This window comes from Chitinophaga oryzae (assembly GCF_012516375.2).
Taxonomy (GTDB): Bacteria; Bacteroidota; Bacteroidia; order Chitinophagales; family Chitinophagaceae; genus Chitinophaga; species Chitinophaga oryzae.
Window position 1 is genome coordinate 7,624,406 of record NZ_CP051204.2, and the last position, 21,069, is coordinate 7,645,474.

14 protein-coding genes are annotated in these 21,069 nt (G+C 53.6%); 5 read left to right on the top strand and 9 right to left on the bottom strand.

The genetic code is table 11. From position 1 onward, the window contains the following. Positions 1-6: 6 nt before the first annotated feature. Complete coding sequence (locus HF324_RS30270) at positions 7-3,072, bottom strand: amidohydrolase family protein (protein WP_168861530.1); 3,066 nt, start codon at positions 3,070-3,072, stop codon at positions 7-9. A gap of 194 nt (positions 3,073-3,266) precedes the next feature. Between HF324_RS30270 and HF324_RS30275 the strand changes: the two genes are divergently transcribed. The 4 genes from HF324_RS30275 (at position 3,267) to HF324_RS30290 (ending at position 6,989) form a co-directional block, all read left to right on the top strand. Next, positions 3,267-3,698, top strand: coding sequence for a DUF4890 domain-containing protein (locus HF324_RS30275; RefSeq protein WP_168807226.1), 432 nt, complete (start codon positions 3,267-3,269; stop codon positions 3,696-3,698). 48 nt (positions 3,699-3,746) lie between these two features. After that, on the top strand, positions 3,747-5,024 hold the full coding sequence (locus tag HF324_RS30280) for a glycerate kinase type-2 family protein (protein WP_168807228.1): 1,278 nt from the start codon (positions 3,747-3,749) through the stop codon (positions 5,022-5,024). Positions 5,025-5,116: 92 nt separating this feature from the next. Beyond that, positions 5,117-6,292, top strand: coding sequence for a mannonate dehydratase (gene uxuA, locus HF324_RS30285; RefSeq protein ID WP_168807230.1), 1,176 nt, complete (start codon positions 5,117-5,119; stop codon positions 6,290-6,292). A gap of 232 nt (positions 6,293-6,524) precedes the next feature. Then, positions 6,525-6,989 carry a MarR family winged helix-turn-helix transcriptional regulator gene (locus HF324_RS30290; RefSeq protein WP_168807232.1) on the top strand — a complete coding sequence of 155 codons (465 nt, stop codon included), beginning with the start codon at positions 6,525-6,527 and terminating at the stop codon, positions 6,987-6,989. A gap of 96 nt (positions 6,990-7,085) precedes the next feature. On the opposite strand, the gene HF324_RS30295 is transcribed toward HF324_RS30290, so the two are convergent. Further along, positions 7,086-8,012, bottom strand: a complete 927-nt coding sequence (locus tag HF324_RS30295; protein WP_168861531.1) for a FecR family protein — start codon at positions 8,010-8,012, stop codon at positions 7,086-7,088. Between the two features lie 141 nt (positions 8,013-8,153). Between HF324_RS30295 and HF324_RS30300 the strand changes: the two genes are divergently transcribed. After that, complete coding sequence (locus HF324_RS30300) at positions 8,154-9,446, top strand: tetratricopeptide repeat protein (protein WP_168807235.1); 1,293 nt, start codon at positions 8,154-8,156, stop codon at positions 9,444-9,446. On the opposite strand, the gene HF324_RS30305 is transcribed toward HF324_RS30300, so the two are convergent. The 7 genes from HF324_RS30305 to HF324_RS30335 all read right to left on the bottom strand — a co-directional run bounded on the left by HF324_RS30305 (position 9,435) and on the right by HF324_RS30335 (position 20,992). Continuing rightward, a complete protein-coding gene (locus HF324_RS30305; protein ID WP_168807237.1) occupies positions 9,435-9,677 on the bottom strand; it encodes a hypothetical protein in 243 nt (80 codons plus the stop codon). The two genes, HF324_RS30300 and HF324_RS30305, sit on opposite strands and share 12 nt — an antisense overlap. Positions 9,678-9,731: 54 nt before the next feature. After that, positions 9,732-10,883: an alginate lyase family protein gene (locus HF324_RS30310; protein ID WP_168807239.1), complete on the bottom strand. Its 1,152-nt coding sequence runs from the start codon at positions 10,881-10,883 to the stop codon at positions 9,732-9,734. Positions 10,884-11,082: 199 nt separating this feature from the next. After that, positions 11,083-12,879, bottom strand: a complete 1,797-nt coding sequence (locus tag HF324_RS30315; RefSeq protein WP_168807241.1) for a glycoside hydrolase family 36 protein — start codon at positions 12,877-12,879, stop codon at positions 11,083-11,085. Positions 12,880-12,883: 4 nt separating this feature from the next. Then, positions 12,884-14,743: an alpha-L-fucosidase gene (locus HF324_RS30320; RefSeq protein ID WP_168861532.1), complete on the bottom strand. Its 1,860-nt coding sequence runs from the start codon at positions 14,741-14,743 to the stop codon at positions 12,884-12,886. Beyond that, positions 14,740-17,268, bottom strand: a complete 2,529-nt coding sequence (locus tag HF324_RS30325) for a glycoside hydrolase family 95 protein (protein WP_168861533.1) — start codon at positions 17,266-17,268, stop codon at positions 14,740-14,742. Before HF324_RS30325 ends, HF324_RS30320 begins: the two co-directional genes overlap by 4 nt. 23 nt (positions 17,269-17,291) lie before the next feature. Then, positions 17,292-19,766, bottom strand: a complete 2,475-nt coding sequence (locus HF324_RS30330) for a glycoside hydrolase family 2 TIM barrel-domain containing protein (protein ID WP_168861534.1) — start codon at positions 19,764-19,766, stop codon at positions 17,292-17,294. Between the two features lie 710 nt (positions 19,767-20,476). After that, positions 20,477-20,992: a response regulator transcription factor gene (locus HF324_RS30335; RefSeq protein ID WP_220100644.1), complete on the bottom strand. Its 516-nt coding sequence runs from the start codon at positions 20,990-20,992 to the stop codon at positions 20,477-20,479. Between the last annotated feature and the right edge of the window lie 77 nt (positions 20,993-21,069).

Genomic DNA, 21,069 nt, shown 5'->3' on the forward strand with positions numbered 1-21,069 from the left:
AGTTTTTTAGAACCCGGCGCCGGTAGTTATTCCGAGGCCTTCCTGATGACCAGCCTGCAGATCTTCGCAGTGGTACATTTCATCCGGTGTGAAAGCGGCTTTCTGTGTAGGCGTGCCTTTTTTCTTTTCGCCCAGCAGTTTCTGCACCAGCCGGTTGCGCTCTGCAGCGATACGCTGACGCAGCTGCAGGTCATAGTCACGGTCAAATTCCACGATACCGTCTACGATGGTTTTCTCTGCTTTGGCATAGATGCTCAGCGGGTGGTCGCTCCAGAGCACCAGGTCAGCGTCCTTACCTACTTTGATGCTACCCATGCGGTTATCCACATGCAGCAGGCGGGCAGGATTGAGCGTCACCATTTTAAGTGCTTCTTCTTCCGGCACGCCGCCGTATTTCACGATTTTGCCGGCTTCCTGGTTCAGGCGGCGGGCCATTTCGGCGTCGTCGGAGTTGATGGCGGTCACCACGCCCACTTTGTGCATGATGGCTGCGTTATACGGGATAGCGTCCTGTACTTCCATTTTGTAAGCCCACCAGTCGGCGAAGGTGCCGGCGCCGGCGCCATGCGCTTTCATCTTGTCGGCCACTTTATATCCTTCGAGGATATGGGTGAACGTGTTGACGCGGAAACGGAAGCTGTCAGCCACATGCATCAGCATATTGATTTCACTCTGCACATAAGAGTGACAGGTGATGAAACGTTTGGCGTTGAGAATTTCCACGAGTGCGTCCAGCTCCAGGTCGCGGCGTTTGCCGGCCCCCTGCTTTTCATAGTCACGGGCACGGGTAAACGCATCTACATATACTTGCTCTACGCCCATCCTTGTCTGCGGAAAGCGTACGGTGTTACGTTCGCCCCAGTTGGACTGCTTTACGTTTTCGCCGAGCGCAAATTTGATGAAGGGGTCCCAGTTGGCCACTTTCAGCCCTTCCGCATCCTGGCCCCAGCGCAGCTTGATGAGCTGTGACTGGCCGCCGATGGGGTTGGCGCTGCCATGCAACAAATGAGAGGCGGTAACGCCGCCGCTCAGCTGGCGGTAGATGTTCACATCATCAGGATTGAGCACATCGCCGATGCGTACTTCAGCGGTAACGGCCTGTGATGATTCGTTGACGCCGTTGGAGATAGCGATATGGGAGTGTTCATCGATGATGCCGGCAGACAGGTGTTTGCCGGTACCGTCAATCACACGGGCATTGCCGGCGGACAGGCCCTTGCCGATCTGCGCGATCTTGCCGCCGCGTACCAGCACATCCGTATTCTCCAGCTTACCGTCTTTTTCGTTGGTCCATACCGTGGCGTTTTTAATGAGGATGTCCTGCTGCTGCGGCAGTTTATCCCAGCCATAACCGCTGAACGGATAATACAACTGTCCGATGTCCACGCTGCCGTTTTTCTTCGCAGAATCGCTTTTGGCGGGCGCCGTGCGGGCAAATGCAGCATTCCATCTCACGCTGGCGCCGCTGGTATCCACCCCGGTACCGGACCAGCCATTTTCACCGATCAGGCCACTGAGCCTTACATTGCTGCGGCCGTTTTTTACCAGCGGTAAAGAAAGGGTGACCAGCTTATCGTTGATATCGATACGGCCGGGCAGGGTGTCTTTCTGTAATACTGCCAGCAACGGTGCGGTGGCGGTGCCTTTCACTTCTACGGTGATATTGTTGCCGGATGACAGGCTAACAGTATAGATACCACGGATATCGTTCCATCCATCCTGTTTTACGAGGTAGCGGTTGCCCTGCACCCAGTTCTGGAGGATGACGGTATTGTCTTTAAACACAGGACCGGAGGTGATGAGAAAGTTGGCCAGTTTACCTGCTTCAAGGCTGCCTACTTTATCATACACTTTGAGGGTGCTGGCGGGTGTTTTGGTGAGGGCTTCCAGCGCTTTCTGTTCGCTCAGGCCATATTCGATGGCTTTCCGTACGCTGCCCAGGAAAGATTTCACATCTTTCAGGTCAGCCGCGGTGAGGCAGAAAGGGATATTGGCTTTCTCGAAAGCGGCAGGCTGTGAGGGGGCCATCTCCCAGTGTTTCATCTCTGACAGGGATACAAAGCGGGCGTCGTTGGGATCTTCCACATCGATGGCGCCCGGGAAGTTCAGCGGCAGGATAAAAGTAGCTTTGGTAGCCGCTATTTCCCGGATGCGCTGATATTCGTTGCCGCTGGCTTTGATGATATATTGCACGCCGAATTCATCGCCTGTTCTGTCGGCCCGCAGGGCGTCCCATTTATCTTTCACTTCAAAGATCTGGGGCAGCTGCTGGTTGGCGTTCCAGGCCTGGAGGCTGAGGTTGACGCCTTCTTTGGCGGGTTGTGACTTATACCACTGTGCATCGAGGTAGGTTTGGCGCAGCAGGGCGATATAACCCATTTGTGAGTTGGGGTAGTTCTGGGTAGAGCTGCCCTTGTCGAAGGAGTAGCCGGCCGCTACTTTTTCGCGGACGATCACTTTGTTTTCCTTGTCGGCCGCGAGGGTCACGAGGGCGGCGGTGCCGCGGGCCACGCCGTCCATCTGCTGGGTGGCTACTGTGCCGAAGCCGGCTTCCCGCAGGGTGGCGGCTTTGGACTCGTCGGTGCTGAACAGGTCCACTGCGTTTACTTCGCTCTTAATAGCCTGGTTCCAGCCGTAGGCTCCTTTGGTGTTGGATAGGAACTGTGGCGGGGCATTCCAGCTGCCGCCGGTACGTTTTACATCGGCCTGGCCGTAGCTGCTGAAGATGTCTACAAAAGAGGGATAGATGTACTTCCCTTTACAGTCCACCACCACTGCGTCTTTAGGGATGGCAGCGCCCGGGCCGGCATCAACGATTTTGCCGTCACGGATCACCAGCGTGGCATTGCTGAGGGTTGTCTGCGCATCTTTAACGATGGTAGCGTGGGTAAAAGCGAAACACCGGTCCTTCGGGTCCGCAATTCCGTTTACCGGAAAAGTTTCCTGTGCATGGGCATAGGAGCCTGCCAACAGTAGCGAGAACACCAGCAGTTTACTGCGGTGCCGGTTCAGGGCATAGGCGACGCCGCGGGAAAGCAGGGCCCTCCCGGGTTTCTCAAAAGCTCTTTTCATGTTCGGTTTTTTTTCGATTCAGATTTTCAGTTGCTGGTCTTAAATGTAATAAATGATTGACCGAGGTGTTAGTAATTGACGCTTTTTTTTATGAGTGGTAAGGATGAATAGTTTTTGCATTAACACGAAAAAGGGATAATTTGACAAGGGTTTACCCGTTAAGTTTGTCTAAATTTCATATATAATAGCTGACTATGAAGATATTCTCGCTTCCCATGGTGCTGTTGCTGTGTTGCCTGCTGACGGGCATCGGGCTCGCCACCACTGCACAAACGAAAGACAGCACCAATAACCGTGGCCGCTGGGGCGTAGAGGGCAGGGCCGATAAGCTCAGCGATAAAATATCCAGACAGGTAGGACTGAACCGGGACCAGTACCAGCAGATTTACACCATCAACGCCGATATTATCCGCCGGATGGACGCCATTCGCGCTAATACCGGGCTTCAAAAAAAAGAACGGATGCAGCAGTTCAAAGCGCTGGAGACAGAACGCAGCCAGCGTTTTAAGAATGTGCTTACCGCCAGCCAGTACAAAAAATGGAATGACTGGGAGATGAGCAAAAAAGAGCATCTGGAAGAAAAGATGGAAAAGAAAAGACAACGTAAACAGGCTACGCGTCCATAACCAAAAGGTATTACTATCTCAGCAGCCGGAGACATACAATCCATTTTCATGCATGCGGTATCTGCTGTACATCCGGTGCAGCTGATACGCCGTTATGTGCAGGTAAAAGCCCCTTCCACCCTTGTTATTTCGGGAGATGATTATGTTTTGCCCCCACAGGGGCGCCTGATCGTGCTGGGTGCCGGCAAGGCTTCCGCCGCAATGGCACAGGAACTGGAAAAGGTGCTGGAAGGACACCTACGTCCGGAGGGTTTTATCGTTACCAAATACGGTCATTCCCTGCCGCTGCAGCACCTGGAGCTGCTGGAAGCCGGTCACCCTGTGCCCGATGAACACAGCCTGGAAGCTTCCCGCCGTTTCCTCGAAACAGCCGCCGCTGCCGGCGAAAACGACGTGGTGATACTGTTGCTGTCGGGCGGCGCTTCCGCGCTGCTGGCCGATGTGCCGGAAGGCAGTTCACTGGCGGACGTGCAACAGGTGTTCACCTTGTTGCTGAACAGTGGCGCCGGTATTCACGAAATAAACATCGTGCGTAAGCATCTCTCTAAAATAAAAGGCGGGTGGCTGGCACAAAACATATATCCGGCCACGTTATGCGCCCTGGTGCTGAGCGACGTGGTGGGAGACGATCTGAGCGTAATCGGTTCAGGGCCGGCAGTGCCCGACCCTTCTACGTTTGCCGATGCTGTGGCTATCCTGGAAAAATACCGGCTGCCGGAACAGCTGCCCCTCCCCTTGCGGCGTTACCTCGCCGACGGGGTGGCAGGTATTATTCCCGATACGCCCAAGGCAGGCGATGTTTCTTTCAGCAGGGTGCATCACTATCTCGCCGGCACCAATCACATTGCCCTGCAAGCCGCGGCTGACAAAGCGCGCAGCCTGGGTTACCATGCGCAGGTGTTGGCGTCGGACACTACCGGCGATGCCCATACGGTAGCGGAAACGCTGGCAGCAGCTGCCCTCGCTTATGAAGGACCGCGGCCGGCCTGTTTGCTGGCAGGCGGGGAAACCACGGTGCAGGTTACCGGTAACGGCAAAGGCGGCCGCAATCAGCAGCTGGTGCTGGCCGCTGCTATCGCCCTCGCCGGTCATGAAGGCATTACCCTGCTCAGCGCCGGTACAGATGGTACTGACGGGCCGACCAATGCCGCCGGCGCCATCGCCGATGGCCATACACTGGAAAGGGCCGCAGCCCTGCAGCTCGACGCACGGGATTTCCTGCAACGGCAGGACGCCTGGACATTCTTCTCAAAAGCAGGCGGGTTGCTGATTACAGGGCCTACGCAAACCAACGTGATGGACCTCATGATGGTGTTGCTTACATAAACCCTTTATTAAACTTTGATTATCTGCTGATAGATTCTATTTTTGGGGTTTGATTCACAAGTTCTGGATTTTACTAAAACTAATATTGCATTATGCTGAGAATGGAACAGACATGGCGATGGTTCGGGCCCAATGATCCGGTTAGCCTGTCTGATATAAAACAGGCCGGCGCTACCGGCATCGTAACAGCATTGCACCATGTACCCAATGGAGTAGTGTGGACGACAGAAGAGATTTTAAAGCGTAAATCGGAGATCGAAGCGGCAGGCCTTACCTGGTCTGTAGTAGAGAGCATCCCTGTTCATGAAGATATTAAAACGCAGCGCGGTAATTTCCGGGAATACATTGCCAATTACCAGCAATCTATCCGTAACCTCGCTGCTGCCGGCATCCATGTAGTCACCTACAATTTCATGCCGGTGCTGGACTGGACCCGTACAGACCTGAGCTACGAAGTAGCCGACGGTTCCAGGGCCCTGCGTTTCGAAAAAGCAGCGTTCATGGCGTTCGACCTGTTCATGCTGAAACGCCCGGACGCTGAAAAAGATTATACCGAAGAGGAGATCTCCCGCGCCAAGGAACATTTCGACAGCATGACGGCCGAGTCCAGGCAGCTGTTACAGAAAAATATCATCGCCGGCCTGCCCGGTTCCGAAGAGAGCTTCACGCTCGAACAGTTCCAGCAGGCACTCGACAAATACAAAGGTATTGACGCCACCCAGCTGAAGCTGCACCTGTTCTATTTCCTGCAACAGATAGCACCGGTAGCGGAAGAAGTGGGCGTGAAACTGGCCATCCATCCGGATGATCCTCCGTTCCCGATTTTCGGGCTGCCCCGTATCGTGAGCACCGAGCAGGACGCCAAAGAGCTGCTGATAGCTGCTCCTTACGCCTCCAACGGACTGTGCTTCTGCACCGGTTCCTACGGCGTACGCGCTGATAATGATCTGCCGGGCATGATCGAACGGCTGGGCGATCATATCCATTTCATCCATCTGCGCAGCACCCAGCGTGATGCACAGGGCAACTTCCACGAAGCCAATCACCTCGAAGGCGACGTCGATATGTTTGCCGTGGTGAAAAACATCCTGCTCACCATGAAACGCCGCAATGTTTCCATTCCAATGCGGCCGGACCATGGGCACCAGATGCTGGACGACCTGCAGAAAAAAACCAATCCCGGTTACAGCGCTATCGGCCGCCTGCGCGGCCTGGCAGAGCTGAGAGGCCTGGAAATGGGCATCGCGGGGGCTTTAGGCTCTGATTGACTGACATCTACCAGCATCAGGTCTGCACAAAGAGTAAGGGTGGGGATAAGCAATACCATCGTCGGACTGAGATGCTACGCCAGGGCAGAAAGCATATTTGAGACCATACCGTAATGGCTGATTACGTGTACAAACAGCACTGTTCTTTACCATAATCATATTGATCGAAGGGTTGACGCCGTGTCAGCCCTTCGCTGTTTCAACATACCAAACCTACCTACATACAGTATTTATGAGTACAACAGAAGAAAGGTACGAGGCTTCCCTTGCCAGGAGAAAGTCCAGTCTGGGCCGCCTGCTCAGCCTCGTAAAAAAAGATCTCGACCAGCGCCTGACAGAAAAACTGCTGGAACGGGGCTACAAAAATTTTCGTCCGGGCGACATGGTCGTTCTCATCAACATCGATGATGCCGGCACGATCAACAATGAGTTGGCTAAAAAAGCCCGTATCAGCAAACAGGCCATGAGCAAAGTGGTGAAAAACCTGGAGGCAGATGGCTACATCGCCACCCGCAAACATGACACCGACAACCGCGCCAGCCTCATCTTCCTCACCGATATGGGGAAAATGCTGCTGATTGAGTCCTCCGAGGCCATCAAAGAAATAGAAGCAAGCTACATCGATGTTGTAGGAGAAGAAGACATCACCTCCTTAAAAGCGGTTCTCCTGCGCCTGCATGCAGGACTGAACCTGTAAGACTGCCATAAAACCCCTGTACTGTAAGCATTCCCAAGCCTTTAACCCATCCCTCCACCGGCCCGGTCTACCCGGCGCTACAGGGCGTCCCTTGTTTTATTTAATCGTCAGATAGTACCGGTCCATGCTGTCTTTTACCAGGTGAGCTGAGAGGCTTTGCTGCAATAATGCAATTGTCTCTTTCTCCGTTTTTTTGTTCAGGTTGATCGTCAGCTTTTTTGTACAACGGCTCTCTGCAGAGGGCGGGACCATAATCTGAATACCATACACTCCACTCACCGCTTCCAGTATTTCAGCGGCCGGCACATTGCGGAAAGCCAGTTCCCCTGTTTTCCATGCCAGCGGAGCCTGGCTGGCCAGCTTCTTTCGTGCAGGCGCCCGCCGGCCGTCCAGCGTTCCCTGCATGCTGGCCGTGAGCGTCATTGTGTCCTGTCTTTTCCCCGCAACACCGATGGCCCCCCGGGTGACAAACACTTTGGTACGGCTGGCAGACGCGTGCACATGAAAAGCCCCGGCTGTGGTTTCCAGCTGGTAATCTCCGGGGACCAGCACGGTACAGGATGTATTACTGCCAAGGTCTATAAACACATCTCCTTCCGAAACGACCGCATACACAGATTGCCGGCGGCTGCTATCGAACGAAATGGCCGCGTTTTTGTTCAGTAGCATATATCCGCCCGGAAAACGCAGGGAATCTATCCGGCCGGTATTGTTGACATGAGAAAGCAGTTTATGGGGTGTTTGACGGACATGTAGCAAAAACAGGACAGCTGCCAGTACAATCAATACTGCCGCTGCGGCCCATGTTTTAACGGAGTACAGGAAAGCCGGCAGCAATGTTGTTTCCACCGCAGTGGCGGCAGCAACAGGTGTATTGGAGGCTGCAAGCCATGCAGCCAGCTTGTTTTCCACATAGCTTGCCTGTTCAGGGCTTTCAGCGACCAAAGTAGCAATGGCCTCCTGTAACGCAGGATCATGTGGCGTTTGAATAAAACGTATAATCAGCTCATCAACGGCTGGCATAGGTGCAAAAGATTACTGTCCTGTGGCTGGGAAACTGGTATAACCGGCAAGATACAAAAGCCGGAGCACAGAATAAATAATTAGGCCACCTCGGGAAGGTTTAATATTTTTAATACAGACGAAAAGGCAAAAACGATAGGTATGTCACCTGAAATACACTACGACCAGGACTACATTGAGGGCTTGCTGCAACACTCTCCGGAAATTATTGACGATATCTACCAGCGTTTCGCCTCCAAAGAGAAACGTTTCATACTGCAAAAAAGCGGCACTGTCAAAGACGCAGCCCATATTTTCGAAGAAGCATTGATGGACATCTACTATTATGCACGGCGCCACCCGTTGCAGGTAAGCTCCTTTGAGCCCTTTCTGCAATTGTTGTGCAAGCGTATATGGGAACGGGAACTGGAAAGAAGGGGACAACGCATCGCCGGCATGGAAGCGGAAGAGAACGCCGCCCTCACCCGCGATGATATGATCGATATAGAAGATGTGCTGAAAGAAGGCGAGAAAAGACGGCTTGCTTACAGTTATTATCTCCAACTCAGCGATACCTGTAAAGAACTGCTGAGCTGGTCGCTCACTGACTGCCTGCAGGAAGACATCGCCGTCGCCACTAAGATACCGGTACAGGAACTTCCCGCCAGCAGGCAGTCCTGCTATCTCTCCCTCTTCAAAGACCTCGACGCCAAACTGAAGTCCGGCAGCATGACTGCAGATGACCTCGCTGCTGCCGACCGATTCCTGGCAGACCAGATGACTGAAGCTGAAAAAAGACTTTTCGACGCGCGTCTGAAAACAGACGCCACGCTCAATCAACAGGTGAAACGGTTTGAACTTTTCCGCCGGCTGCTGGCACAACGCATCTGTAAAGATCCCTCCCGGGATGCGCTGCTGCATCAGCTGTTCTCCCGCCGCAACGCCTGGTTTACGCTGAAAGAAAGTACGCCCACGCATATCCGCAACACTGTCATCCTCATTGCCCTGTTTGCCGCAGGCGTTGCCATCATGTTGTATGTCAGCCCTTGGCGGAAAAACATCTACCGCCAGTTTGCCTCCACCGAAATGCAGGCGCCCGACGCAGACAGCCTCCGGCTACCGCGGGAAGCGATTGAGAAATTCAACCGCGGCCATTTTGCCGACGCCATCACCATACTGGACAAAGTACTGCAGCAATATCCCAATAACCTCTACGCCCGCTACTACCGCGGCGTATGCAAGGTAGACCTGAACCAGCTCCAGCCGGCACGGGCAGACCTGCTACAGGTATATCAACAAAGCAACGACCTCAAATACGAAGCTGCTTTTTACATGGGACTGAGCTATCTTAAGGAAGGACACAGGCAGGAATGTCTGGACTGGTTACTCAAAATACCATCCCAGGCTCCCAATTATATCAAGGTGCAGAAGCTGATAGAAGAATTAGGCGGATAGCTTATACGGATTGCTACTGTAATGGATAAAGCTTTCCACCTCCTCTTTAATCAACTCATAAACAGGCGCTTTTTCCCTTTTTATACGCACCAGCTGCTGTAATACCAGGAAGTAAATTTCACCCCTGCTGCAGCCATCCATCTGGGCTTTAAGAATGTCGTTTTTTACCGCTTCACAACTGTTGGCATCCAGTTTCTGGTAAATGACATACAAGTCGTTCATCCAACTCATACCGCTAAAGTTTTTATTTCATAGGAACCTAAAGATATTAAAAAAAATCGTAAATCACAAATAAATCACGGGATTGCGTACAGGCAGGTTCCTGAGCACTTCATCTACCTGAGGATCATGGTTTAACATCAGCCAGAGGCGGTAATAATCCATATTATTGAAAGCTGCCGCCCCAAACAACAGGAAAGGCTGTGCTACCGGCCACTCGCTCCAGTACATTACATCTTTGGGATAAGGCCAGGTGCTCTTGTCTTTCACATAAGGATACAGGAAAGCAATGCCTTTGCCTATATTACGCTGCTCTGCCGTATACTGCCAGAGGTTATTCTTTTTGTCGCTCAGCAGCTGGCAAATAGTGCTCATCGCATCGAGGTTAAACAACGAGTAGCCGTAAGGTTTAGTCCGGCGCAGTTCCAGCGGAAAACTGCCGTCTTCCGCCATCTGTGCGGGCAACAATACTGTTTTATAACGGTTGATACAGAAGTTGGTCCACTCGCGGTTACCGGTAAACTGTGCAAAAGCGGCTACCTGCATCACCCAGCAGGTACCGTGATTGTTCTTCGCATTCATCTCATCCTTACCATAAGGATGGGTAGTCATCCAGTTCAGGTAGGCGGTAAACCAGCTCTTAAACGCCACCAGGTCGGCCGGCGGTATTACGCCGGCCTTTTCCATGACCCGCAGCGCCTGTACCACTTCCAGCAGCTGTATAGTATCGATGATACCAATCCCCCTGCCGGTAGCACGGCCTTTGATAGCCTGCGCATACAACAGGCCGGGGTTCATCCGCGTAGCCTCATCTTCAAACCAGGCACGGGCATGCACCAGGGCATGCTGCAGGTACGTTTTATCTTTTGTGGCCACGTAGCCCGCTGCCAGCGCCCCCATCACGCGACTGAAACGGATCATCACCTCGCGGTGCTTCACAAAGTTATCCGGATTACTTTGCCCGTCGCGCTGCACATACGGACTATCGGCAGATGCCGGGTTCGGCCACCAGTAATCGCCTTCGGAATAAAAATCGTGCTTGCCGCCCGCACTACGGTCACAGCTAAACGCAGTAATCGTCAGCGGCATCTGTTGCAGCGCCCAGCCGGCACGCTCCAGGATAGCCGGCCTGGTGTCCTGCAGCACCTTCTTCAGCAGCGGGGACTGTGCCTGCACCTGCCCGGCGAGCAGTAATAAAAACAATATAATGTACCGCATAGGAATTAATATTTGTTCACGCAAAGACGCCAAGCAGCAGAGGCGCTAAGAAAAATAAGAAAAAAAGAAGATCACGCAAAGACACTAAGCAGCAGAGGCGCTAAGAAAAATAAGAAAAAAAGAGCACACAAAGAGGTCAGGAAAAGGAGAAACGAAAAACAGCAAAGGGCGATCTCCGCTCCTTTGCTGCTTATGTTGCTTAGCGACTTTGCGTGATGAAGACCTTTCCGTCATGCCCTCCCACTTCCATGGTAAAGGTACCGGTATGCCGGCCATAACTTTTCCCGGTCCAGTAATCCAGCACCTCACAGGGTTTGTCCAGTTTTACCGTTAGTTTTTTGGGAGATGTCTGCCAGTTGAGTAAGATGATATTTTTTCCTGTCGCCGTATTGACTTCTCCCACTTCAAAATTGGTATCGGTGAAGGCGGCCGCTTTCGCCGTGGGAGGCGCTGCTTTGCGCAGCATATCCAGCCGTTCAGGCGATATTTTGGTCAGGTCATCACCGCTGAGCAACATGCCGCCGGTAGCATATATCAGCGCCGCATGGAAGTTAAACTCATTGTCAGGCATATTACCGGTGAGCACCAGGCAGTCGGGGTCGTTCCACCACAGACGGCCATTTTGCCAGGAGCGGTAGAGATTCTCCCGGCCTGACTTTTCGAAGACGGTCCAGGTGCGTTTGATATCCATACTGCTGCGGGAACCGTGTACCAGTCCCAGTGAAGGCCACAGCGGGTGATTGCACCCGAGGATAAAAGCGTCGCGGGTACCTTTGAGAATAGCGGTCATACCACGACGGTAAGCTTCCACCCTTGTTGCATTTTTGTCGTAATAAACGCCGCCATGAATTGCTCCCCAGAAATTGGCGTCGAGCTTGAAGTAAGTAACGCCCCAGTCGTTGCGCATGGTGCGGAACAGCTGTTCAAAATGCCGTTGTACTTCCGGATGGGTGCCATCCAGCACGTACCACGGCTTCAGGCGCCAGCCGCCGAAAGTAACCAGGTCGCTGCGCAGCGGTTTGCCGTTTTTGTCTTTCACCAGCCATTCGGGATGCTGTTTGAAGATGGTGGAATTGCTGTCGCAGATAAAAGGCGCTACCCAGATAGCCGGCTCAAACCCTTTATCACGGATGGTATGCAGCACCTGCTGCACGTTGCCGCCGAAAGAGTTGCCCACCTCCAGCCAGTCGCCCATATGCGGCTGATAACCGTCGTCCAGCTGGATGTATTTCAGCGCAGGAATATTGGTTTTGATATAATCGAGATTATCATAAATATTCTGCGCGGTCACCCTGGGACCAAAACAATACCAGGAGCACCAGCCGGCAGGCGGCGCTTTGAACTCCAGCCGCGGATGGAAATGATGAATGCGGGCAGCAAAGCGGTCCAGCAGGTTGTTGCCGTCCCTGCCGCTAAGCACCATCAGTTCCTCCAGCTTAAACTCCTTGCCCGGCGCCAGCTCAAGGTCTTCCAGGTCTATCACTGCCTTGATGGTATCTGCGGAGAGGTAGAACTTGCCCACAAAGCGGTTACTGGAAGTATATCCCAGCAACAGCTGTACGTCTTTCACGGGGTACAGGCGCAGCAGGTTGTAAACCGCCAGGTAACCTTCGGGCTTCGGTATTTTATAATGGCCTTCATCGGTGTAGTTGCCTAATGTTTTAGGCGCCGCCAGTGTACCGGCAGTCTGCGTCAGCATCTGGAAACCTTCTGCATAGAAGGGCGTAGAAGACGGCAATACCCTGCCTACGGCGCCCAGCACCACTTCTTTCAGTTTTACAGGCTGCCCACCGGTATTGACTACCCGTACATCGCACAGTTCGCCGGACCAGTTGCGTACCACCTTCACGGTGGCCGGCGCCACGGCGCCGCCGGACTGGTACACCGTAGCCGGACTGGCTTTCAGCGCTTTTATAAAACGGTCTGTTTCTCCTGCGCGGGCCAGTAAGTGGACCAGCAGCAAACAGGTTGTTAATATCAGGGAGTGTTTTTTCATAACGTTATTTTGGTTGCATAGTGATTTCAAATAGTCTCATTAATTCCGTACCACTGATCTGCGTGGGTTTCACCGTGATCTCATATTCTCCTGCCGGCAGCCTGATTTCCCGTAACGCCTGTGTAACGATCTCCGTTTTCCTGGCAGATGCCACTGCTGCCCGGATCACATTTTTACCGATACGGATTTCGCAGGCATTGCCCGGAGGCTGGTCCGTAGCGTATTTGATGCCGATGTTAAACACGGCGTCGCGGGTAGTCCGCACCTTCCAGCTGAGGTACTGGTCCATATTTTTCCAGCCGTGCACATAGTAAGCGGCCTTCTTGCCATCGCCGAAAGAGAAGCCTTTGCCGTGTTGTGTGGCATCAAATGCCCGCAGCACGTTGGTGATACCCCGCGTGTCCAATACGCGTGCACTGTCGCCTTTTATGGTTTTCATTTCGAGGACGATTACGCTGTTCACACTGTCCGGCGCGCTTTCCGGCAGCGTGATGCTCAGGTCTTTCGGGTTCACGCGGGTCACTTTCACCGGCTGCTTGCCGGCCAGCAGGTACGCGTTTGCTACGTGTCCGTACAAACCGCCTACGTACAACGGATTGCTCCAGTGAAATACGTGCAGGTACAGTTTATTGCCTTTGCGGGTGCTTTCGCCCCAGGGCTGTGGCGGCAAGGGCGTAGCGGTAGTGCCGTAGATACTTTCTCCGTTCTGCTGCATCCAGCTGCCAATGCCGTGCAGGATCAACGTGTCCCGGGGGTCTATGGAACCATCTCCTTCCGGACCGATGTTCATCAGCAGGTTGCCTCCTTTCGCGGCGGCCTTGGCCATCAGGCGGATGAAGAACCCCACCGGCTTATGACTGCTGTCATAACGGGAATATCCATACGATTCGTTGGTAGTAGGAATCGCTTCCCAGTCGCCGGTCACGGGATAAAACTCCGCCGGCCGGTCGGAAGTGTTTTTATAATCGCCGAAGGAGATGGCGCCGGTGCGGGCCAGCCGTCCGTTGACCACCACCTTGTCATCCACCGCGCGAATGGCTTCCAGGATGCGGATGTTCTCGCTCAGCGGCAGCTTGTGCGGCGTATCAAACCAGAGGATGTCCGGATGATATTTGCGCAGCAGCTCCTGTATCTGCGGGATAGATTTTTCATTGACATACTTCACGGCTTTCGGCAGCAGCTCCGGATGGGCGTCGTACCAGTTGGTACCGCCATACAGGTTTTTATCGCCGCCGGGATTATTGTAATCCCAGTCATTGCCGGGCGCGTCCGGATGTTCCCAGTCAAAAGCATGTGAATAATAAAAGCCAAAACGGATACCGTATTTTTTACAGGCAGCCGACAGCGCCGCCATCGGGTCTTGCTGAAAGGATGACCGGCCAATGCTGTAGTCCCCGATGGCGGTGGGCCACATCGCCACGCCATCATGATGTTTGGCGGTTATGACGAGATACCGCATACCTGCATCGCGGATCATTTTCACCCAGGCGTCGGCATCGAAGTGCGCCGGGTTAAAATGTTGTATCAGTTTTTCCGCATACTCCTGCCGGCCGATCTTTTCTTTCCGCATCAGGTGTTCAGCGTAGCCCTCCACCTTTTTGCCGTTCCATTCGCCGCCGGGCACGGAATACACGCCCCAGTGAATAAAACAACCGAAGCGGGCTTCTCGCCACCAGGCGATGCGCTGGTCATGGGTTTTCATGGAGGCTATCCACCAGCCGTATACAGCCGAATCAATGGCCGTTTTATCACGACTGGCGGCTTTCTGGGCAAGGATGCCGTCGTCATCGCCTTTTACCTGCGCCATGGTGGCGGCAGATACAACGCTAACGGCTATACTGAATATTGTCTTCCTGAAATTCATCGTATGTCGTAGATTTTACCGGCTACTGTGGGCACATCGTACTCATATACTTTTTTAAGCGTCAGCTCCGCCAGTTTAGACACATCTTTCACCTCGGTTTTTACCGGAATGGGCAAGGGATAAAAAGGGTTGCTGTTAACGCCCGTCGCCGGCTGCAGCGCTACGCCGTTGACCTGCACCGGTTTTGCCGTGCGGATGCGCAGGTTGCCGCCCAGCAGGGAACGTACCACTGCGTGGGTGAGCTGACCGTCTTTCCATTCCATGTCAACTTCAAAGCCACCACGCGCTTTCAGGCCTTTGACGCTACCGGAGGGCCATGCGTCCGGCAGGGCAGGCAACAGGTGCACCACACCGTCATGACTCTGTACCAGCATCTCGGTAATACCGGAGGTAACGCCGAAGTTGCCGTCTATCTGGAAAGGCGGATGCGCATCGAACAGGTTGGGGTAAGAACCGCCGCTGTTATCGGCTACGCTCACCTCCTGGCCGCCGGCGAGGAACAGCTGTTTGTTCAGCATCGTATAGGCGTGGTTGCCATCTTCGAGGCGTGCCCACCAGTTGATCTTCCATGATTTGGACCAGCCGGTGCCGCCGTCGCCGCGCATCAGCAGGCTGCGTTTAGCCGCTGCCGCGAGTACCGTGTCGCGGCGCGGATTGATGAAGTTGCCCGGGAAGAGGCCATACACGTGAGATACATGACGGTGATTATCTTTCGGATCGTCCCAGTCTTTATACCACTCCTGCAGCTGACCGTATTGTCCTGCCTGGAAGGGAAACATATCTTTCATCCGGTCTTTTATTTTTGCGGCGAGGTCCGCGTCCTTGCCCAGCACCGCCGCGGCGCGCAGAGTATTGGTAAACAGATCATGGATGATGGACAGGTCCATAGTGGTAGCGATGCTCACGGAGCCTTCCCTTTTTCCGTCTATCAGGAAATTGTTTTCCGGGGTGGTGGAAGGATTGGTCACCCACTGACCTTTGTCATTTTTTATGAGCCAGTCGAGCATAAATTCAGCGGCGCCTTTCAGGTCGGGGTACATTTGTTCCAGCTGTTGTTTATTGCCGGTGAACAGGTAGTGTTCCCACAGGTGGCGGCTCAGCCAGGCCCCGCCCATAGGCCATATCGCCCATTTGGGATTTCCGTTGGGGTCGCTGAAATCGAAGCCTCCCACCGGGTTGGTCATCGCCCAGATATCTGTGTTATGATGAGCGGTCCAGCCGGAAGCGCCATAGTTAACGGCAGCGGTTACACGTCCGCGTTTGGCCATCTTGTGGATGAAGTCAAACAGCGGCTGGCCGCACTCCGACAGGTTGGCTGTTTCAGAGGGCCAGTAATTCATTTCCGTATTGATATTGATGGTGTAGTTGGAACCCCATGGCGGCTGCATTTCCTTGTTCCATAAGCCTTGCAGGCTGAGTGCGGGACCTCCTTTGCGGGAGCCGGCGATCATCAGGTAGCGGCCATATTGGTAGAGCAGGGTGGTCAGCTGCGGATCGCGGTTGCCGCCGTTGCTGGTATATACTTTCAGGCGTTCGTCGGTAGGCAGTTGTTCGCCGCCGTCGGTGCCCAGGTCCAGCGACACTTTGCTGAACAAACGCTGGTGGTCTGCAAGGTGTTTTTTCAGCAGGGACGCGTAAGTGTCGCCCTGCGCTTTCTTCAGCGGCGACGCGGCGGCAGCGGCAGGATCTCCGGCCCAGTCTTCCGGGCTTTTATAGCTGGTACCGATGGATACCAGCAGCACCGCTTCCGTAGCGCCGTTCACGGTGATACCTGCGGTATCAGCGGTTATTTTACCGCCGCTGGCGCGGGCATCCAGGTGCACTTCATAGTTGATGCCTTTATCGCCGTAGACGATCTGTTTGGCTTCATAAGGGCGGCTGGCCACATATTCCGGGCAACGGCCTTTCATTACGAGGTAGTGATTATTGACGGCTTTGTTCGTATGTGGCATCCCGTTAGCGAAGCTTGTATGAAAGCGCAGCATGCCCGGTTTGCTGGCAGTATAGCGGACCACCAGCAGTTGTGCAGGGTAGCTGGAAAAAACTTCCCGGGTGTAATGCACACCGTCAGCGGTGTAAGCAACTTTGCTTACACCGCTGTTGAGGTCTAACTCACGGTGGTAGCTGTCTGCGTTCCGGGGCACGTCGTTCTCGATAAAGAGGCTGCCCAGTGTGATGTAGCGAGCACTGTAAGTGCCCATCATTTTTTTGGCCAGCTTGTCGGCTTCTTTGTATTTGCCTTCATTCAGCAGCTGGCGCATCTGGGGCAGTGTTTCTTTCGCCAGCGGGTTATCGCCGTTGCGCGGCGTGCCGGACCAAAGGAAACCTTCGTTGAGTTGCAGCTCTTCTTTCTGTACGCCGCCGAAGACCATGGCGCCAAGGCGGCCGTTGCCTACAGGCAGCGCTTCCACCCATTGCCGGGCAGGCTGTTTGTACCAGAGCTTCAGCAGGGAATCGGCCGGAGTGGCGGCGTACGCCTGCCACGAAAAAATCAGCAGCCCTATCCCGGTAAAAAATTTTTTCATGAGCACATCGTGTTTGAATACAGTTAATAGGTAATGGTAACAATACCGGAAGCCAGTCCCTTAGCCGTAGCAGCCACTGCCGCGGCGCCGGAAGCGGTGGTGCGCAAAAAGATACAGGCCTGGCCGTTAGCCAGCTGTACTTTCCGGGAGCCGCTGGCGGTGCCCTGGTCCACTATCAGCTGACCATCTCCGGCCATTGAAAAAGTGATTTCGTTAGCCGCATCGAGGCACAGCACGCCCTTGTCGTCTACGGCCTTTACCCGTACCTTCCGGAGGTTATCGCCGGTAAAGGTTCTATCTTCCTCTACTATCAGTTTCACGGGGGCCGACCATGTGGCGGTCTGGTATTGCCAGGTGACTTCATCGGTGACGGTATGCTTTCCCTTACGGGCCTCCACTTTTATCCGGTTGACGCCTGTTGGCAGCGGCACCTGCCAGCGCAGTCCGGCAGCGGGAAAGTCCTGGCTGTTACGTTTTCTGACACCGGCGCTTTTTCCGTTGACAAACAGTTCTGCTTCCGTGCAGTTGGAGTATACGCGTATTTCTTTGGCCTCTCCTTCCCTCCCCCAGCGCACGGGCCAGCCGTGGCCGTAGATATGTGCCATAGGCGCTTCGGTCCAGTACGACCGGAACACATAATATATTTCTTTAGGAGTAAGGTCGCGGGCCACGATGCCTTTCTGATTGACATAAGGCACGGGGTTTTCCGGCCGCAACGGTGTGGAGAAATCTTTGAACACCCAGTAAGCGGTGCCGGTCAACTGAGGCATGGTCTCCTGTTCTTTCAGGTGCCAGTCTACCAGGTTCACCGCGTACGACTCAGACCAGTCGCCGTCTTTGGAGGCCCTGGCGTTGCCGCCGGTAAGGGCGAAATCGCCGGTACGTTCATCAGCGCCTTTGCCGGTAGCTACCTGTTTGATAAACTGTTCCGGTTCTTCCGCGAAGCGGCCCTGATGGCTGTCTGCGCCCCATTCGGCATGAAAGAAATGAGGTACGCGGGCTATCTCTTTCAGGCTTTCGGATTTGTATTCCGTATAGCGGCCACGGTACCAGCCCGCCCAGATAGAAGGCGAGTATACGTCCACGATATCTTTACAGAAGTCGCAACGGCGGATGGTGGTTTTGCGCGTACTATCCTGCTGGTGTGCCATGGTGTTCAGTTCCGACATGAACGTGCGGATCTTCTCCTTATCGAATTCAGGAAAATCGCCGGGCCAGTCGTTTTCGTTGCCCAGTCCCCACAGGATGACAGCCGGGTGATTGCGATGCTGGCTAATCATATTGGTAAGCATCCTGCGCGCCTGCTCTTTGTAGGTGTCTCCACCCAGTCCGCCTCTGCACCAGGGAATTTCTTCCCATACCAGGATGCCGAGACTGTCGCACAACTGCAATACGATGCGTGATTGCTGGTAGTGGCCGAGCCGGATAAAATTGGCGCCCATATTTTTAATGAGCAACATTTCCTGGCGGATCATGTCTTCCGTCATGGCGGCGGCTACGCCGGCATGGTCTTCATGGCGATGGGTACCTTGCAGCAGCAGGCGCTTGCCGTTGAGCAGGAAAGGCCCTTGTTTCACAAATTCAAAGTGCCGGAAGCCGGTATGGCCTTTCCATTCGGCGGTACCGGCGGTGGAGGTAAGGCGGGCTTCCACGGTGTACAGGGCGGGCTGGCCGGGAGACCATAGCATTGGTTTTTTCAGGGAGATGCTGGCCAGTGGTTGTTCACCTGATTTTATACTGATGTCCTGCCGGACCTCTTTCACGACTTTCTGTTGCGGGTCGAGCAGGCGCAATTCCAGTGTACCGCGGGAGATGTTGCCCGGGTTACGGAAAGCGGCGCTGACGTTTAGTGTGCCATTGTTGCCTGCAGCGTCTGTGATGGCTTGCACATGAAACGTTTCGAAGGATAACGCCGGCGTATAAACGAGATTAACATAACGATACAATCCGCCGTACACGTTAAAGTCTGACATGTCGGAGGGAATCATTTCCAGGTCGCGGGTATTGTCGCAGCGGACGGACACCGGCACTTTTCCTTTGAAGCGTTTGGCGTCGGGCGATTGCAGGAACTGCTGTACTGCTTCGGTGATATCGGCCGTCCATTCGTCATAACCGCCGGTATGGGCTGCTACTTTGGTGGTGTAGACGTATATGGCCGTTTTTTGTCCCGCGCCTTCAAAATGCAGTAATGTACGGCCGTTTGTATAAGGGTTATGGATGTCCAGCAGGGTGCGGTACCAGCCGGGGCCTTCGTAATAGTTTTCTTCCGGGCTCACGGCATCCGTGGCGTTGAAGCAGTGCGGCAGGGTTACCTGTTGCCACAGCGGTACTGATTCGGGGCTGCCTGCGGCCGCGGGCCTGACGGCTTCCCAGATACCGCCGAGATCTCCCCGGAGATATTCCCATTGCTGTGTGAGGCGGATAGATTGTTGTGCCTGGCAAAAGTAACTGCCCGACAACAGGCACCATAACATGCACCAGAATCCTGTTCTTTTCATAACTGTTATTGTTGGTCAAAAGAAACGCCGCTACGGCCATTTCCGGCGCAGGGCCTTCATGGCAGTTCATTGTATCACGGTGTTCCAAAAGCTGTCTGAATTTGGTTGCTGGGCTATTTTTCCTGCGGCTTTTTCTGCTTCATAACGTGTTTTGGCGACAGGTTTAAAATAGAATAGTGAAAGTTATGCAAACGGTTGCATAACTTTCACTATTATTTTGTCTTTTATCGGTAGTTTTTAAACTGTGACGGCAGTGATTTCCACTGGCCCGCCTGATGGGCGGAGCTTACAGCGGAAATTACGCCTGCCGGCAGCCAACGCTCCCTCCGTTATGCCTGTTGTTTCTCTCCGGCTACGTTGCCGGACGCCTTATCTGTGCGGCCTCCCTTTTTGCTGCCGCAACGATGGCAGTACAAGATAAACATAGCCTGTTGCAGATCGGCTTAGCTGACGGCATAGCATTCTCCGCCCGGCATACAGCAGTATGTCAGATCATCACATTTCGGTTTTTTCATGGAGAAGGATCAGGCACAAGTGCAGGGCTTTACAGATGTCACTACCTTAACTGATGCGTGTTAAAGGTTCGGTTTCCATTGAGGGAATCAGGCACAGGCTCCAGGTTGGGCATTCACATTTCCACTGATGATAGCGGCACATCGGGCACAGGCAATTGTGCGTTGTTGGCACTGGTCAGTTTAACCGGTAAAAGTTTACACCAGCCGTTCTTTCATGGCTTTCACGATGGCATTGGACCGGGAATTCACGTCAAGCTTACGGTAGATGTTCATGATGTGCGAGCGGACGGTCCCTACACTGATGTGACAGTGTTCGGCAATCTGCTTGTACGTATCACCATTGACCAGGCAACGCAGGATTTCTTTTTCACGGGGTGATAAACCATAAGGGTCATGAGCATTTCCGCGTTCTTTCCGGAAAAACGCCAATACCTTGTTTACTGCTACCATATTGGACTGCAGTGCTGTTTCGTAGACCTGCGATATAAACTCTGTCAGTGACACAGGTGGTATGTGGTCTACCGCCAAACCTTCTTCCCTTACGGGCATCTCGGTCAGAGATTTACCTTTCTCATTTAAAGTCAGCAAAATCACGTTTATGTCGGGATACGCAGCTTTTACAATACTGGCAGCCTCAATCGCAGTCAATCCGGGTATCTCTATATCCATAAAAACAAGGTTACAGATATCTTTAGCTAATTGTTGTAACATGTTCGTTGATTCGCTATGCAATGCTGCAACCTCATAAACTTCCCCTTCTCCTAAATGACCAGCATTTATAGGCCCCA

What these genes read in the sequence shown, in the direction of transcription:
- HF324_RS30275 (WP_168807226.1), top strand. Translation starts at nt 3,267, where the DNA reads ATGAAGATATTCTCGCTTCCCATGGTGCTGTTGCTGTGTTGCCTGCTG.
- HF324_RS30290 (WP_168807232.1), top strand. Translation starts at nt 6,525, where the DNA reads ATGAGTACAACAGAAGAAAGGTACGAGGCTTCCCTTGCCAGGAGAAAG.
- HF324_RS30335 (WP_220100644.1), bottom strand. Translation starts at nt 20,992, where the DNA reads ATGTTACAACAATTAGCTAAAGATATCTGTAACCTTGTTTTTATGGAT.
- HF324_RS30310 (WP_168807239.1), bottom strand. Translation starts at nt 10,883, where the DNA reads ATGCGGTACATTATATTGTTTTTATTACTGCTCGCCGGGCAGGTGCAG.
- HF324_RS30320 (WP_168861532.1), bottom strand. Translation starts at nt 14,743, where the DNA reads ATGAATTTCAGGAAGACAATATTCAGTATAGCCGTTAGCGTTGTATCT.
- HF324_RS30280 (WP_168807228.1), top strand. Translation starts at nt 3,747, where the DNA reads ATGCATGCGGTATCTGCTGTACATCCGGTGCAGCTGATACGCCGTTAT.
- uxuA (WP_168807230.1), top strand. Translation starts at nt 5,117, where the DNA reads ATGCTGAGAATGGAACAGACATGGCGATGGTTCGGGCCCAATGATCCG.
- HF324_RS30315 (WP_168807241.1), bottom strand. Translation starts at nt 12,879, where the DNA reads ATGAAAAAACACTCCCTGATATTAACAACCTGTTTGCTGCTGGTCCAC.
- HF324_RS30305 (WP_168807237.1), bottom strand. Translation starts at nt 9,677, where the DNA reads ATGAGTTGGATGAACGACTTGTATGTCATTTACCAGAAACTGGATGCC.
- HF324_RS30325 (WP_168861533.1), bottom strand. Translation starts at nt 17,268, where the DNA reads ATGAAAAAATTTTTTACCGGGATAGGGCTGCTGATTTTTTCGTGGCAG.
- HF324_RS30295 (WP_168861531.1), bottom strand. Translation starts at nt 8,012, where the DNA reads ATGCCAGCCGTTGATGAGCTGATTATACGTTTTATTCAAACGCCACAT.
- HF324_RS30330 (WP_168861534.1), bottom strand. Translation starts at nt 19,766, where the DNA reads ATGAAAAGAACAGGATTCTGGTGCATGTTATGGTGCCTGTTGTCGGGC.
- HF324_RS30270 (WP_168861530.1), bottom strand. Translation starts at nt 3,072, where the DNA reads ATGAAAAGAGCTTTTGAGAAACCCGGGAGGGCCCTGCTTTCCCGCGGC.
- HF324_RS30300 (WP_168807235.1), top strand. Translation starts at nt 8,154, where the DNA reads ATGTCACCTGAAATACACTACGACCAGGACTACATTGAGGGCTTGCTG.